This window comes from Methylobacterium sp. 1030 (assembly GCF_040544715.1).
Classification (GTDB): Bacteria; Pseudomonadota; Alphaproteobacteria; order Rhizobiales; family Beijerinckiaceae; genus Methylobacterium.
Window position 1 is genome coordinate 1 of sequence record NZ_JBEPKM010000033.1, and the last position, 13,630, is coordinate 13,630.

Sequence of the window (13,630 nt, forward strand, 5' to 3'; positions counted from 1 at the left end):
CAGGCAGGCCGCTGAAGCCGCTGGTCTACCCTCATTGGCTTCCGTCTCGCCCCCTCTACCAGGCTTCAAACCCCGTTACTCGGACAAGCTCCTAGCCTTCCCACCACCCTGCTGGATTCTCGAAGGTGTCGCACGATCGAGGTCGCCCGCTGCCCTTCGGCAGCTTTTTGAAGGTTGGGTTATCCTCGAATCTAACGGGTTTAGAACTTGGGTATGCGTGCGCTTCGCGGATTTGCACCCTCCCTCTGCGGCCACAGCTGCCTGCCGGGGCAGGTGAGCAGGATGGGTCTTGCGGGTGAGGCGCAGCCAGGCCGTCCATTCGGGCGCGACAATGCGGACGATGTTGGTGTCGTTGCGGAAGCCGATGATGCGCCGCTCCTCGACGGTGACCAGCCCGAGCTTCCCTGCCTCGCGGACGGCGTTGCGCACGGTGGTCTCGGCCACGCCGACGATCGCTGCTAGGTGGCCGACGGCGAGGCGGCAATCGCCCCGGCGGGCGGTCTCGGCCGCCACCAGCGCCAGCACCGCCTGCTCGGCCAGGGTGAACCGGGCCGCCAGCCCCGGCGGCAGCCGCCCAGAGGCTGCCCAGTGGCGGCGGCGCTCTATCGAGGCATCCGTGCGCGGGCGTGAGCCTACCGACCGCCTAGTGCTTCCTGGGAGGGCCTGAGGGATATCGGCAGCCTCGGCCGGTTGCGGCTCTGCCGGGCTCGACGGCTGCCCAACACGGGCTGCCTTACCATTCAGCGTGCGCGCCTCGAACAGGCGGAGAGGCTCTCGGCCTCGGCTTCGGTGATGTGTCCGTCCCCGGATGCGCGCCAGAGCTGCGCTGTCATCTGGGGAAGGGCATCCGGAAGTGGCGCCGGCAGTGCGGGCATCGTACGGGCGGGACGAGCACTACGAACAGTCGGCCGATGATGGCCTGACGCACGGCCGGCAAGCTTGGAGACGGCGGCGGTCCTCGAAGGCCGGCCACCTTTTTCCCCCCGACCCGCTCGTTCGGGCCGAGCAAGGCGCAGATGCTGCAGGTAGCCGCAGGCGATGCACGTCATTAGCGCCTGCCGGTGCAGGCCGGTCCAGGAGCTGCCCTCGAAGTGGTCGAGGCCGAGTTCTTCCTTGAGCTGCTGGTGGGCCTGCTCGCACACCCAGCGCTCCTTGATCGCGCCGGCCAGGGCCCGCCAGATCGTGCGGGGCGGCAGGTTGGATAGGTAGAACTTGCGCTCGCCCGAGGCGCGCCACTCGCCCACCATCCAGACCTCGTCGCCTGGCAGATGGCACGACTACCGCTTCGGGTACGCCCGCCTTCTCACACCGCTGCGGGTCAGCGAGCCACTCCTCCGGCAGGAACAGGCGCAGGGCGACCGGCACGAGCACCTCGCCCCACGCCACGGTGAGCGAGACGAGCGACTGGCAATTGGCCTTCTTGCCGAGCGCCCCACAGTACTGGCGCGCCACGCCCACCCAGTGCGTGCCCTTCTTCGGCAGGGCCGTGTCGTCGATCACCAGGCAGGCATCGGATCCGCCGACCAGCCGGTCCGCGGTACGGGTGAGTTCCGCCCAGAGCGGGCCGTCGTCCCAGGCCGGGCTGGCGATGAAGTGTTGCAGTTGGTCGTGGCCCGGCAATCCGAGGCGGGCCGCCATCGGCTGCAGGCTCTCGCGATCACCGGGACCGAGCAGGTCGCGCAGGTACAGCGGCGCCCAGGTGCGCTGCGTCTTGCGCCCCATCGTAGCCAGAAACGGGGCCAGCCATAGATCGAGGTCCGGCCCCCACGATCTCTCGCCCATGTCCATCTCCCGCAGTGCCACCGCAGGATCAAAACGCCCACCGCCCCTCAAAGTACACAGGTAGTGCTATGACTTGAGGTCGTTCTTGCTGATGAAGTTGAAGTTCTCGATCATGACGTCCCGTACGATCTCGGCTCCGATCCGCCGGTTCACGGCCTGCCTGATCTGGTCCAGGCGTCCGGTGATGTCGTACTTCTTCAGGTTCTTGAAATTGAGACCCTTGTCGTTGTAGATTTGCTGGAAAGTCTCGTCCCGCACGAAGGAATCCGGCGCGACTGGCATGCTCTTCATGCTGAGCGAGTCGGCCGTGAAGACGATCGTCGCCAGGACGTATCCCTGGACGGCGCCCTCGGCGATGACTGGGATCTGGAGCGGTGGCAGCTTCTGGTAGGCGAGGCCTTCGAGGTAATCCTCCGACCCGGACGCGCGGATGTTCGGCATCCACGAGACGGCGGCGTAGCTCGAGAGCACCGTGATCACGCAGATCCACAGGCCAGTGACGACGATCCGGGTCATGCCTGATCAATCCCGATGGCGAACGCACGCGGAGTAGGTGCCGTCCGACTCGGCGCTCTGCGTCAGGGTCGCGACGATGTCGGCGACCTCCTGCATGGCCCGCAGGTGCATGCCAACGACCTCGTGGTTGCGCCCGAGCTTCGCGCGGACCCGGTGCAGGCAGTCCAGGGTCGCCGGGTCGTCGCCCGGGTGGATCGCTCGGCGACCGAGGCGGGCCAGCTCGACGAGGCTGTGGCTCTTGCGCTGGTGAAAGTCGTCCAGGGTGCTCAGGTCGTGTGCGAGGAGGGCCGCGGTCTCGGTATCGAGGGTGGCTTCGAGGCGGCGCAGGGTCGAGAGCAGCATGGGTCGATGTCCTTAGGTCGGCGATGGGGAGCGGAGGCCGGTCAGGCGGCGTCCGGACGCGAGGCGCCGCCGCCCGTGCCGGACGGGTGGCGGTTGGCCTGCACCGCCTGCGCGATCCCGATGCCGCCGGCCCGCGCGATCTGCGCCCCGAGCTGCTCGGCCAGCATCGATTTCCAGATCGCGCCGGCGTTGCCCTTGCCGAACACCGCCGCGGCATCCTTCGGGAGCATCGATTCGATGAAGGTCTGGAGGACGAAGGCCTCGAAGTCCTGACCGGGCCCGCCCGGCTTGCGCGTCGCGAGGGACGGCCCCGCGGATCGCAGGCGCGTCAGGATCGTCTCGACGTCCGCGGATCGCGTGCTCGTCACGGCCGGCGAGGCCTGCGCGACGCCCAGCGCCTCGCTGAACGGAGGGGACGCCGCGGTCGACAGCTTGGCGACGGCGGCTTGATATCGCTTGGGGATGGCCGCCTTGGCCACGTCGAGGACGATGTCGGAGAGGGGGCTCACGCTCATGGCACCTCGCTGTCCTGCCGGCCGTGGGAGGCGGGGCGGACGGGAGCGGTGGATGGATGGTTGGGCCGGAGGCTAGCATCCGAGGCTGACGGGGAGCTTGCGCCGCGCCGCACGTCCCCGCGACGTCCGGCCCCGTCCGGCCCGCCACCGGCCGTCACCGCGAAGGCTTCGAGGTGTTGCAGCCACGCCTGCTTCTCCAGGGCCGCGCCGTGCTCCACTCGCAACCGTCCGATCAGGCGCTCCGTCCGCTTGCGCTTGATCCCGGAGGCGATCAGGGAGCCGGCCCGGGCCTCGCCGTCCGCCCGAAGCCGGTCCTGCTCGATGGCGAGCGCGTTCAGGCGATGCGCCATCGGGGCCGGGAAGAGGCCGTGGAATGGCGACAGCCCGCCGAGGGCCTGTACGAGGTCGTGGCGCCGGGTCTCCACCTCGCGGCCGTCCCGGACGACGCGGGCGAGTTCCGCCTCCTCGCGGCGGTGCATCTGCCCCTGCGCGTCGAGGATCCGCGCGAGCCTGCGCAGGCGCACCTGCATCTCAGCCCATCCTCAGGACGTACGCATAGTTCCGGATGAACTGCGCGAAGAAGTCGGATGACAGGTAGAGGACCATGAAGATCCCGCCGGCGAGGACGAAGGGCGTGGCGATGAAGAAGACCGGGATCTGCGGCGCGAACTTGTTGGCGAGGCCGAGCGCGAGGTTCACGACGACGGCGTACACGATGAAGGGGCTGGTCAGCCGGAGCGCCATGGTGAACGCCGTCGCGGCGTGATCGACCAGCTGCATGAGCGCCAGCCGCGTCCCGAACGGCTCGCCGGGAAGGATCCGATCGTAGGAGGCGACGAGCCCGCGGAAGACCTCCCAGTGCAGGCCGGTGGCGAAGACGAGGACCGTCGCGGTCATCATGATCAGCGAGCCGAGCACCGGGGTTGTCTCGTTGTCGGCGACGGCGGTGCCGGGGATCGCCCCGAAGCCGATCGACGTCGCCAGGACGTTCGTCATGGTCTCGAGGGCGAAGTAGGCGGCCCGGCCGAAGAGACCGATGGTCAGCCCCGTCACGGTCTCGCATCCGATCCACCACAGCGTCGTGGCCGGCGTCTGGTCCACGAGGCCGCCGCCGAGCTTCGGCAGCAGCAGGGGCGCCATTGCGAAGGTCACCGCCAGCGCGATGAAGAGCCGGGCCTGGACCGGGACACGCGGGCTGGAGAAGCCTGGCACGGTCATCAGGACGCCGCCGATGCGGCAGAAGATCATGAAGACACCGAGGAAGGTCTCGGGCGTCACGCCGCTCACGAGATCGTTCCGAGGGACTTGATCTCGACGCCCCGGGCGATCTCCACGTGGGACAGCACGGGGATCGCGGGGAACAGGCGCTCGATGATCATCCGGACATAGCTGCGGACTTCGGGCGCGGCGACGACGACGAAGCCGTGCGTGAGCTTCATCCGGTCCTGGAGGGCCTCCGCCGCCTCCGTGCCGAACTGCTCGACAAGGCGCGGATCGATGTCGAGTTCGATCACATCGCCCTTCGCGTCGCGCTTGAGGGCCTGGTGCAGCGAGTAGTCCCAGCGGTTGCCGAGCCGCAGGACGCTGAGCACCCCGTTCTCGGCCAAGTCCCCGCAGATCTGCTGCGCGATGCGCATGCGCACGTGCTCCGCGATCTGCTCGGACCGGCGCGCCTGGGGCGCGACCTCGGCGATCGCCTCGAGGATGAGGCTCAGGTTGCGGATAGACACCCGTTCCGTGAGCAGAAGCTTCAGCACCGCCTGAAGGCTCGAATACGAGATGTGCGACGGGCAGATGTCGTCGAGCAAGCGCTTGTACTCGGGGTCGAGCCGATCGAGCAGCATCCGCATGTCCTTGTAGGACAGGAGTTGGGCGAGGTTGTTGCGGATGACCTCGCTGAGGTGGGTGAGCATCGCGGAGTGCCCGTCGATGGGGCTGAAGCCCTCGCGCCGCGCCTCGACGGCGTAGGCCTCCGGAACCCACACCGCCCGCATCCCGAAGGCGGGCTCGCGCACCTCCTCGCCGGGCATGCCCGGCAATGGCCCGTCGCCTACCACGATCATCGTCTCGCCGGGACGCAGGGCCTGCGAGGCCACGACGGTGCCGTGGATGCAGATCTGGTAGCACTTGGGCGGCGTGGCAGGCGATTCCACAAGCTTGATGTCGGGGACGACGAAACCGTACTCGCGCGCGAACTTGCGGCGCATCTTCGCCACCCGGTGCCCGAGCTCGCCATGCGCGCTCAGCATCTGCGTGGCGAGGTGCTTGCCGAGGCGCAATTCGACCTCGGCGGTCTTGAGCGAGTCCTTGACGGCGTCGCGATCGCGGGCCTCGACGAGGCGCTTCTGCTCCTCGGCCTGGGCGACGGACGCCGCGGCGGCCTGCCGCGCCGCGATCCGGCGGGGGATCAGGTAGGCGACCACGCCCATCAGGACGCTCAGGGCGGTGAACGGCACGAACGGCAGGCCCGGCATCACCGCGAACATCAGCATCAGGCCGGCGGCGACGAACAGGGCGCGAGGGTAGGCGCCGAGCTGGCCGAGGACGGCCTGCTCTGCCGTCCCGCGCGTTCCGCCCTTCGAGACGAGGAGGCCGGCCGCCAGAGACACGATCAGGGCCGGGATCTGCGAGACGAGGCCGTCGCCGACGGAGAGCTTGGTGAATACGTCCGCTGCCTGCGACAGCGGCATGCCGTGGCGCGTCACGCCGATGATGATGCCGCCGAAGATGTTGACGGCGATGGTGATAAGGCTCGCGATGGCCTCGCCGCGTACGAACTTCGAGGCACCGTCCATCGAGCCGAAGAAGGCACTCTCCTCCTCGAGTTCCCGCCGCCGCCGCTGCGCCTCCTTGTCGTCGATCAGGCCGGCGGACAGGTCCGCGTCGATCGCCATCTGCTTGCCCGGGATGGCGTCGAGGGTGAAGCGCGCCCCGACCTCGGCGATGCGGGTCGCACCCTTGGTGATCACCAGGAAGTTCACCGTGATCAGGATGGCGAAGACTACGAGCCCAATCACGAAGTCACCGCTCATCACGAACTGCGAGAAGCCCTGGATGACGTGGCCAGCCGCATCGACCCCAGCGTCGCCGTTGGCGAGGATGAGCCGGGTGGTGGCGATGCCCAGCGCGAGGCGCAGGAGCGTCGCGATCAGGAGGACGGTCGGGAAGGACGAGAACTCGAGCGGCTTCTCGATCCAGAGCGCCACCATCAGGATCAGCACCGACAGGGCGATCGAGAGCGCCAGCCCGACGTCGATGATCAGGGCGGGGATCGGCAGGAACAGGATCCCGAGGATCGCGACGATCCCGAGGGCGAAGCCGACGTCCCGTTGGGTCTTGCGTTCCGGTAGGGGGGCTGCCGCGGCTGCCATGTTGCTCTACTCGTTCCCTGCGTCGCCTCGCGGTTCTGCGGCACCGAGCTTGCGCAGGGATTGCGGTAGCGCGCCCATCCCCGGGGATGGGCGGCGCCTCAGAACCCGGACGCGATCCGGCCGTAGACCCGCTCGGTGAAGGCGAAGATCTGGCTGCCTACGAAGGAGCCGGTCACTATCATCACGAGGAGGATGACGACGATCTTCGGGACGAAGGTGAGGGTAACTTCCTGGATCTGGGTCAGGGCCTGGACGAGGGCGATCAGGATCCCCACGATCATCGCCGCCGCCACGGCCGGCCCCGACGCGACGATGACGGTCCAGATTGCCGCCCGCACGATCTCGAGTGCGTCGACCTCGTTCATGGCGCACCGGCGCCGGCGCGACGGGCCGGATGCCGCCAGCCGGGCGCCGGCAGCGCGTGTCGGGTATTCACCCCGCCCTCCCTCAGGCGACCGTGATGCCCGCACCGAGCGCGAGCTTGTTGCCGTCGGCGAGGGTCGCCGTCGCACCCTCGCTCGTGATCGCGACGGAGGCGACCTTGCCCGAGACGGTGCCGTCGGCGGATGTCACGTTCCGCCCGATAACCCCGTCCGCCTGCGAGAGCGCCGAGGAGGTCAGCAGGGCATCGAGCTTCGTGTTCATGTTCACGCTCTGCTCGACCTGCGAGAAGGAGGCGAGCTGGCCCATGTACTCGGCAGTCTTCATGGGCTCGGTCGGATCCTGGTTCTTCATCTGGGCGACGAGTAGCTTCAGGAAGTTGTCGTAGTCGAGCGTCGTCTTCTGCGACGCCGTCTTGGTCGCGGCCTGGGCGGCGGTGGTCGTGAGGGCGGTGGTGCCGGAGACGTTCATGATACTACCTCGCTGGGATCGGGACTAAGCGGGTCGGGATCGCCGGGCGCGCCGTCAGGCGACGCGCACGGCGTCCTCGTTCGAGGGCTCCGAGAGAGCCGCAGCCTCGACGGCGAACAGGCCGCGCAGGATCCGCAGCGCGTCGAAGGTCTTGCCGGCGTTCAGAAAGTCGCGCGCCGCCTCCAGCCCGGACAGGATCGCCTGGGCGGGACGAGCACGCACCAGAGGGAGTTCGAAGAGGTCGTAGGCCGCGCGCGCGTCCCCGGCGTTCGCGGGGTCGATCAGGATGGCCTGAGCGATGAAGTAGAGCCGGCGCACGGGAGAGGTCGCCTGCTCCTCCTGGAGGACGTGGGCCTCCAGGAGGAAGGTCGCGTCGTTGAGGAGTTCGAGGGAGACCTTGCGGTCCACCTTGAGGACCGCGCCATTAACGAAGATCCGTTCGCGGGCGCGCAGGCTCAGGCTAATGGAGCGGCTCATCGCAGACCGTCCCGGATTGTGGCGTTCACCGAGATCAGCGTGTCGAAGCCATGCGCATCCCCGCGCAGGATCCGGTCGGACTGGCGGATGATCCAGAGCCCGATCGAGATCAGGTCGGCCCGCATCGCCTCGGGGAGCGCGTTCTCGGGCTGTACGAGGTCGTCAATGAGCAGCTTCCAGAGCCGCTGGACGAAGCTGATCGCTTCGGTCCGGTCCGCTGCTGTCGCATCGGCGGCACCTGCGCTCGCCATCAGGTCGATGGCCCGGTCGAAGGCGGCATGCTCGCGCTGCCGGCAGACCTCGGCCGAATCGGCCGCCATCTCCTCGTACAATCCTCTATACATGGCAGGTCGATACCCTTCATCCTCGGGACGATGTGTGGGCGCTCGCGGGCGGCGTCCTCAACCGGGAAATGTGTGGCGGAAGGGCGCCGCAGGCGCCTTCGGTCGCTCTGGACTGGAGACCGCTCCAGCTCCGCCGTCGCGTCGGATCGTGCGGGACGGGTCCTCGCGCGGGAGGCGGGACGGCGGAGCGTCCTAGATGAAGTTGATCAGGCTCAGTCCCCGAATCTGGGACGTGACCGAGTAGGACATCTCGATCTGCGTCTTGAGCGTGTCGATCCGCGTCTTCACCTCGGCCGGATCCGTGCCCTCGAGGTCCTCGAGGCTCTTCGTCAGCACGACCTTCTGGATGTCGATCCGAGTCGTCGCCTCGGTCGTCTTAGTTTGGGCTCGCCCAAGATCCGCCTGGAAGCTGGTCACGCCAGCCGCGGCGGTTCCCATCAGATCCCGGATCTTCGTATAGACTGCGTCCTGCGTGGGCTTGGACAGGCTGGACAGCCCGATGTCGGAGCCCAGCGTGTAGGCCATGGCGAGCTGGCGCAGCGCCCCAGCGTTCGCATTGACCGAGGTCTCCACGGTCTCGCTGCCGCTGATCCGGCTCGTGATGTTGCGGTTCGAGGCCGACGACCAGTTCGCCGACCAAGTCGCGTCCGTGAACAGCGCGGTGAAGGGGCCGTCGAGGAAGGCGGTCATCTGCGCGGGCGTGATGGCCGCCGCGCCGGGCTGCGTGCCCTGGCTGGTGCCGAAGGCCGCCTGGAAGGCCGTGGCCATCGCGGTCTTGGCGGCGGAGGCCGGGGTCCCCTCGTAGATCGTGACGGGCTTCTTCCCCGTGTCGATGCCCGCGAAGAGGTACTGGCCCCCGGCGGCCCCGTTCAGCTGCGCGGTGAGTGCCGCGAGGCGAGAGGAGGCCTCCTGCGTGATCGCGGCGGCGCTGTCGTCGGACAGCTTTCCCGGCGCGACGAGGGCGAGGAATCCCTCGCCGTCCTCGCGCACCTGGTCGAGGATGGTCTGCGTGCCGCTCAGCCTGAGGCTCGCGAGACCGTTGCGCTCCTTCTGTGCGTCGAGCTCAGCGAGCTGGCGGTGGAGGTCGAGGCTCGTGCCCGTCCTGTAGCCGAGTTCGAGGCCGACATCGGCGAAACGGCTGCTGTTGAGCTCCGTCAACGCCGAGGCGAGGTCCGTCTGCATCCGCGCGACGCCCGAGCGCGGCGCGTTCCACAGGGTCAGGGTCGAGATGAAGCTCGTCTTCATGGCATCTACCTCACCGAGTCGAGGAGGGTCTGAAGCATGGCGTTCACCGTGGCGAGCAGCTTCGCCGACGCGGCGTAGGACTTCTCGAGCTGCAACATCGTCGCGGTCTCGTCGTCCCGGTTGACCCCCGTCGCGTTCGAGAGGGCCGTCGAGGCGCTTTGGAGGAAGGCCGCCTCGCTATCGACTTGGCTCGAGGCCGCCTTGCGGGTGGCCTCGAGCCAGCTCGCCGAGGCCGAGGCGGCGGCTTGCAGCGTTCCCGAGACGGGCAGCCCCGAGTCGGCCGGGTAGGATCGCGGCGTCGCGAGGGCGGCCTGCAACGCCTGCAGCCGATCCGCGAAGGAGGCTGCGCCGTCGGCATTGTAGGCGTAGCCCGCGCCCGCGTTCATCCCGCCGTCCCGGAGGCGGAACGGGTCCCCGCCAACCGAAGGATCGGCGGCCGCGTTGACGCCGATGCGGCTCGCCAAGCCCGGGAGGTCGGCCGTCGTCGGCAAGGCCGGGCCGCCCGAATGGGTAAACAGGCCGGCGAGCGCCGGGCCCGTGCCGGGCGTGCCATTATCCGTCTCGGCGAAGGCTTCGATCAAGCCCTGGGCGATCGTGTCGAACTGCTCCTGATAGGTGACCGCGGCCTCGTCGCGCACCTGCATCAGCCCGACTATGCGGCCTGTCGCGAGGGGCATCGGCGAGTTCTCGCCGGTCACCGCGACACCGTCGATCTTGACCACGCCCCCGACCGTGCCGGCGGTGAAGGCGTTCGTGGGCTCAAATACCACGGAGCGCGCGCTTCGGTCGAAGAGGGTGACCCCGTTGTCGGCGTAGAGCGCGACGTCGTTGCCGGCGCGCGTCACCGCGCTGACGCCGATCTGCTGCGAGAGTTCCGCCACGATCTTGTCGCGCTGGTCCAGGGCGTCGCTGATGTCCCCCCCTGCTGCGGTGCCTGCCACCACGGCCCTGTTGGCCGCGTCGAACTGCCCGAGTAGATCGTTGATCGTTCCAACCGAGGCGGCGACCTCTTGGTCCGCCTCCAGGCGCGTGCTCTGGACGAGCCGGCTCGCCTCGTTCAGGCCGGCGGCGAGGTCCTTCGCCGCGGCGATGGCGGCCTTCGCGAGGTTGGCGTCGTCAGGCCGCTCCGCGTAGGTGCCGAGCGCCTTGGTCAGGATCCCGACCTTGGCCGCGACGGAGTCGGTCCCCGCCGTGTCGCCGACGGTGTCGGCGAGCCGCGTCAGCCCTTTGAGGAGCGCTTGGCGCCCCGCGAGTTCCGACGTGCTGCCGATCATGCGCTCGTAGAGAGCCGCATCGCTCGCCCGGGACACGACGACCCGGAGCTGCCCGTTCCCCGTCACCAGTGAAGCGATCTTGCGGGAATAGGACGGGTCGTCGAGGCTCGTCGTGTTGCGCGAGACGATGGCCATCTGGCTCGCGTTCGCGATCAGCGACGACCGCGCCGCGTTCAGGGAAAGGGTGAGGCCCATCGCGAGGCTCCTCGGGCGCGTCAGCGCTTCAGGTTCATCAGGACGTCGAGCATCTCGGAGCCCGTCTGGAAGACCTTTGAGTTGGCCGTGTACGCGGTCTGCGCCTCGACCATGGTCGTCAGCTCGGTGCCGATGTCGACGTTCGACTGCTCCAGGGCACCCGACTGGATGGATCCGCGTCCCCCCTCCTTCGCGAAGCCGAGCTGGATGGTGCCCGACTCGATCGTGGTGTCGAACACGTTCCCGGCGTGGGGCGTGAGATTGTCCGGGCTTGCCACGGTGGCCAGCGGGACGCGGAAGGCGGCCAGCCGCGTGCCGTCGTCGTAGAGCGCGTACACCGTGCCGTCGGCCCCGACGTCGGCGCCCTTAACGGCGCTCGGCTTGTTGCCATTGGCCCCGCCCGCGAGGGTGTAGTCGCCCGCGAGCTGCGTCATCCCTGCCATGTCGAGGGTAAAGGGCTGCCCGTTGGGGATCGTGAGGTTCAGCGTGGCTGGCGTAGTCAGCTTGCCGAGGGCGTCGAACGTCAGCATCGTCGGTGCGGCAAGGGGCGTTCCGGGGAAGTTCGCGGGCTTGCTGGCATCGTAGGCGGCGACCTGCCATTCGTTCGCGCCGGTCTTCGTGAGGTAGAGGTTCAGCGTCACGGCGTTGCCGACGTTGTCGTAGGTCGTCAGCGAGCGCATCTTCGAGTAAGTCGAGCCGCCCGGCGGCTGCTGCCCGGCCGGAACGACGGCGGCGCTGTCCGGCAGGTTGCCGCTCAGGGTTCCCGTCGTCGAGGGGGTGGCCTTCATCGCGAGCTTCGCGACGTTCACGGGAACCAGGCCCTCCGTACTATTCAGCGACATCGCCGGGTCGCCGTTGGCCAGGCTGTAGCCCATCAGCCGGAAGCCGGCCGCGTTGACGAGGTCCTTGGTCGATCCATCGACGACGAAGTTGCCGGCTCGCGTGAGGGTCGGCGTACCGCCCGTGTCCGTCACCACGAAGAAGCCGTTCCCCTGAATCGCGAGGTCCGTGTCGGAGGTGGTGTAGGACACCGGGCCCTGGCTGCTGATACTGTGCCGGACGGTGGTCTCGACGGCGCCGGAATTGTAGCTGCCGCTGCCGGATTCAAGCAGGAGGGACGAGAACTCGGTCGTGCTCCGCTTGTAGCCCGTCGTATTCTGGTTCTGGATGTTATCCGCCACGACGCCGAGTCGGTTCGACTGGGCATTCATGCCGGACACGCCGCTGCGAAGCACACCGTACAGACTCATGATCTTTCATTCCTCAGTCTATGCGCAGTTCATGGCGTGACAGGAGCAGGTTTAGCTTGCGCGAGGCTTTCGCCGACGTCTCTCCGAGACCCATTCATGGCCCGATCCGGATTACCTGGACGGTCCCACGGCTCGCCGACCGTCGCACCGACGCGTGCTTGGGCCGGCGCGGCGCGCATGAGCGTTGCGGCGAGCCATGCGGCGACCACCGCCGGTCGCTGCCGTCGGCGGCGCGGTTCGGTCTTTCTCGAAGGCTGATGCGGGCCCGTGCCGGACCGATCAGGGGCGAACCGAAGCCCCGGTAGGACCGCGGGCACCGCCTCGTCTCCCTATGGAGGCGAGGCGGCAGTGCAGCCGCCGCTCGAAGGCCGCCGGTCGCCTCTCCGGCCCGAAGGGGGCGTGTCCCTCGGGCCGGACCAGAGTGCGGGTGATCGTAGACAGTATCGCGGCGACAGGCCAGCGTCGGAGGTACCCGTCCGGATCCGTGAGGCACGGACGCGGCGCGATGCCACCAGTCAACGGGAGATGCACGATCCCGCCTCAGCCGACGAAGACGTACCCCATGTAGCGCTTGACCTCGATCGGATCGAAGCCGAGGGCGGTGCGAAGCTTCTTGCGCAGCTTGCTGATGTGCCCTTCGACCACGCTCTCATCGGTGTCGGTCGAGAACGCGCCGTAGACCGCGTTGTAGACCTGGGTTCGGTTCATCCGACGGCCGCGGTTGCGGAAGAGGAACTCGAGGATCTGACGCTCCCGGCGCGGCAGCGACAGCTTCTCCCCGTCGATCTCCGTGTCACGGCCGTCGAAGAAGACCTTCAGGCGAGCGGTGCGGTCCACCGCGAACGCGTCCTTGGCGTCCTCGCGCCGCGTGCGGCGCCATATGGCTTCCGAGCGCGCCATGATCTCGCGGACGTGGACGGGCTTGCGGACGACATCGTCGACGCCGGCCACGAATAGGTCGAGCGTCTGATCCAGGCAGCGTGCGTCGCTCAGGGCGATGATGGGCGCCTTCGACCGCCTTTGGATCATCCCCGCGAGGCCCGAGCGCCGGTCGCTCTCGCCGAGCAGGAAGCCCTGTACGGCGTCCACGTCCATCCGCGGCGCCGCCTGAAGCCACTCGCTGAACTCCTGGGTATAGAGACCGACCGAGGCTACCCCCTCACGGCCGAAGCTGGCGACATAGCCATTGGCAACTAAAGGTCGCTCGTCTACTATAATGTACATGAATATCTAACCCCCGATCCATGATGGACATTGGTATTGATTTCGTTATAACACCAATATCCGTCTTTGTTTTTGATAATTTGTGCTTGCATCTTATATGCCAGCAAAATTTAGATGCTAAAGATTATATGCCTAGTCAATGCTGGAAAAAAAATTGCAGGATGAAGCGTTACGGCGATGCTGCGCCTGCTGCAAAGATATGAAGAAAAATCCGCAACGATGTATTTCGGAAAATTTGAACTG

15 protein-coding genes and 1 pseudogene are annotated in these 13,630 nt (G+C 67.8%); all 16 read right to left on the reverse strand.

Annotated elements, in window-relative coordinates; genetic code table 11:
• Positions 1-75 precede the first annotated feature (75 nt).
• Positions 76-525 carry a hypothetical protein gene (locus ABIC30_RS31890; protein ID WP_502915879.1) on the reverse strand — a complete coding sequence of 150 codons (450 nt, stop codon included), beginning with the start codon at positions 523-525 and terminating at the stop codon, positions 76-78.
• Between the two features lie 323 nt (positions 526-848).
• Positions 849-1,788, reverse strand: a pseudogene (locus ABIC30_RS29745) (IS701 family transposase); the annotation flags it as partial.
• Positions 1,789-1,848: 60 nt separating this feature from the next.
• Positions 1,849-2,298: a hypothetical protein gene (locus tag ABIC30_RS29750; RefSeq protein ID WP_354456602.1), complete on the reverse strand. Its 450-nt coding sequence runs from the start codon at positions 2,296-2,298 to the stop codon at positions 1,849-1,851.
• A 6-nt stretch (positions 2,299-2,304) separates the two neighbouring features.
• Positions 2,305-2,640, reverse strand: a complete 336-nt coding sequence (locus ABIC30_RS29755; protein WP_354456603.1) for a flagellar protein FlgN — start codon at positions 2,638-2,640, stop codon at positions 2,305-2,307.
• Positions 2,641-2,681: 41 nt separating this feature from the next.
• Positions 2,682-3,155 (reverse strand): rod-binding protein, encoded by a 474-nt coding sequence (locus tag ABIC30_RS29760; RefSeq protein ID WP_354456604.1) that lies wholly within the window; start codon positions 3,153-3,155, stop codon positions 2,682-2,684.
• Entirely contained in the window at positions 3,152-3,685 is a 534-nt protein-coding gene (locus ABIC30_RS29765) for a hypothetical protein (RefSeq protein WP_354456605.1), read from the reverse strand. The genes ABIC30_RS29760 and ABIC30_RS29765 overlap by 4 nt, the downstream gene beginning before the upstream one ends.
• 1 nt (position 3,686) lies before the next feature.
• The gene (fliR, locus tag ABIC30_RS29770) at positions 3,687-4,442 is read right to left on the reverse strand and encodes a flagellar biosynthesis protein FliR (protein WP_354456606.1); all 756 of its coding nucleotides are present in this window, start codon (positions 4,440-4,442) and stop codon (positions 3,687-3,689) included.
• Positions 4,439-6,526: a flagellar biosynthesis protein FlhA gene (flhA, locus tag ABIC30_RS29775; protein ID WP_354456607.1), complete on the reverse strand. Its 2,088-nt coding sequence runs from the start codon at positions 6,524-6,526 to the stop codon at positions 4,439-4,441. Before flhA ends, fliR begins: the two co-directional genes overlap by 4 nt.
• 98 nt (positions 6,527-6,624) lie before the next feature.
• Positions 6,625-6,891 (reverse strand): flagellar biosynthesis protein FliQ, encoded by a 267-nt coding sequence (fliQ, locus tag ABIC30_RS29780; RefSeq protein WP_354456608.1) that lies wholly within the window; start codon positions 6,889-6,891, stop codon positions 6,625-6,627.
• Between the two features lie 82 nt (positions 6,892-6,973).
• Complete coding sequence (flgD, locus tag ABIC30_RS29785) at positions 6,974-7,378, reverse strand: flagellar hook assembly protein FlgD (protein ID WP_354456609.1); 405 nt, start codon at positions 7,376-7,378, stop codon at positions 6,974-6,976.
• 54 nt (positions 7,379-7,432) lie between these two features.
• Positions 7,433-7,855: a flagellar biosynthesis repressor FlbT gene (flbT, locus tag ABIC30_RS29790; protein WP_354456610.1), complete on the reverse strand. Its 423-nt coding sequence runs from the start codon at positions 7,853-7,855 to the stop codon at positions 7,433-7,435.
• Entirely contained in the window at positions 7,852-8,199 is a 348-nt protein-coding gene (gene flaF, locus ABIC30_RS29795; protein ID WP_354456611.1) for a flagellar biosynthesis regulator FlaF, read from the reverse strand. The genes flbT and flaF overlap by 4 nt, the downstream gene beginning before the upstream one ends.
• 192 nt (positions 8,200-8,391) lie before the next feature.
• A complete protein-coding gene (locus ABIC30_RS29800; RefSeq protein ID WP_354456612.1) occupies positions 8,392-9,444 on the reverse strand; it encodes a flagellar hook-associated family protein in 1,053 nt (350 codons plus the stop codon).
• A gap of 5 nt (positions 9,445-9,449) precedes the next feature.
• The gene (gene flgK / locus ABIC30_RS29805) at positions 9,450-10,913 is read right to left on the reverse strand and encodes a flagellar hook-associated protein FlgK (protein WP_354456613.1); all 1,464 of its coding nucleotides are present in this window, start codon (positions 10,911-10,913) and stop codon (positions 9,450-9,452) included.
• A gap of 20 nt (positions 10,914-10,933) precedes the next feature.
• Entirely contained in the window at positions 10,934-12,163 is a 1,230-nt protein-coding gene (locus ABIC30_RS29810; protein ID WP_354456614.1) for a flagellar hook protein FlgE, read from the reverse strand.
• 540 nt (positions 12,164-12,703) lie between these two features.
• On the reverse strand, positions 12,704-13,387 hold the full coding sequence (locus ABIC30_RS29815; protein WP_354456615.1) for a response regulator transcription factor: 684 nt from the start codon (positions 13,385-13,387) through the stop codon (positions 12,704-12,706).
• Positions 13,388-13,630 lie beyond the last annotated feature (243 nt).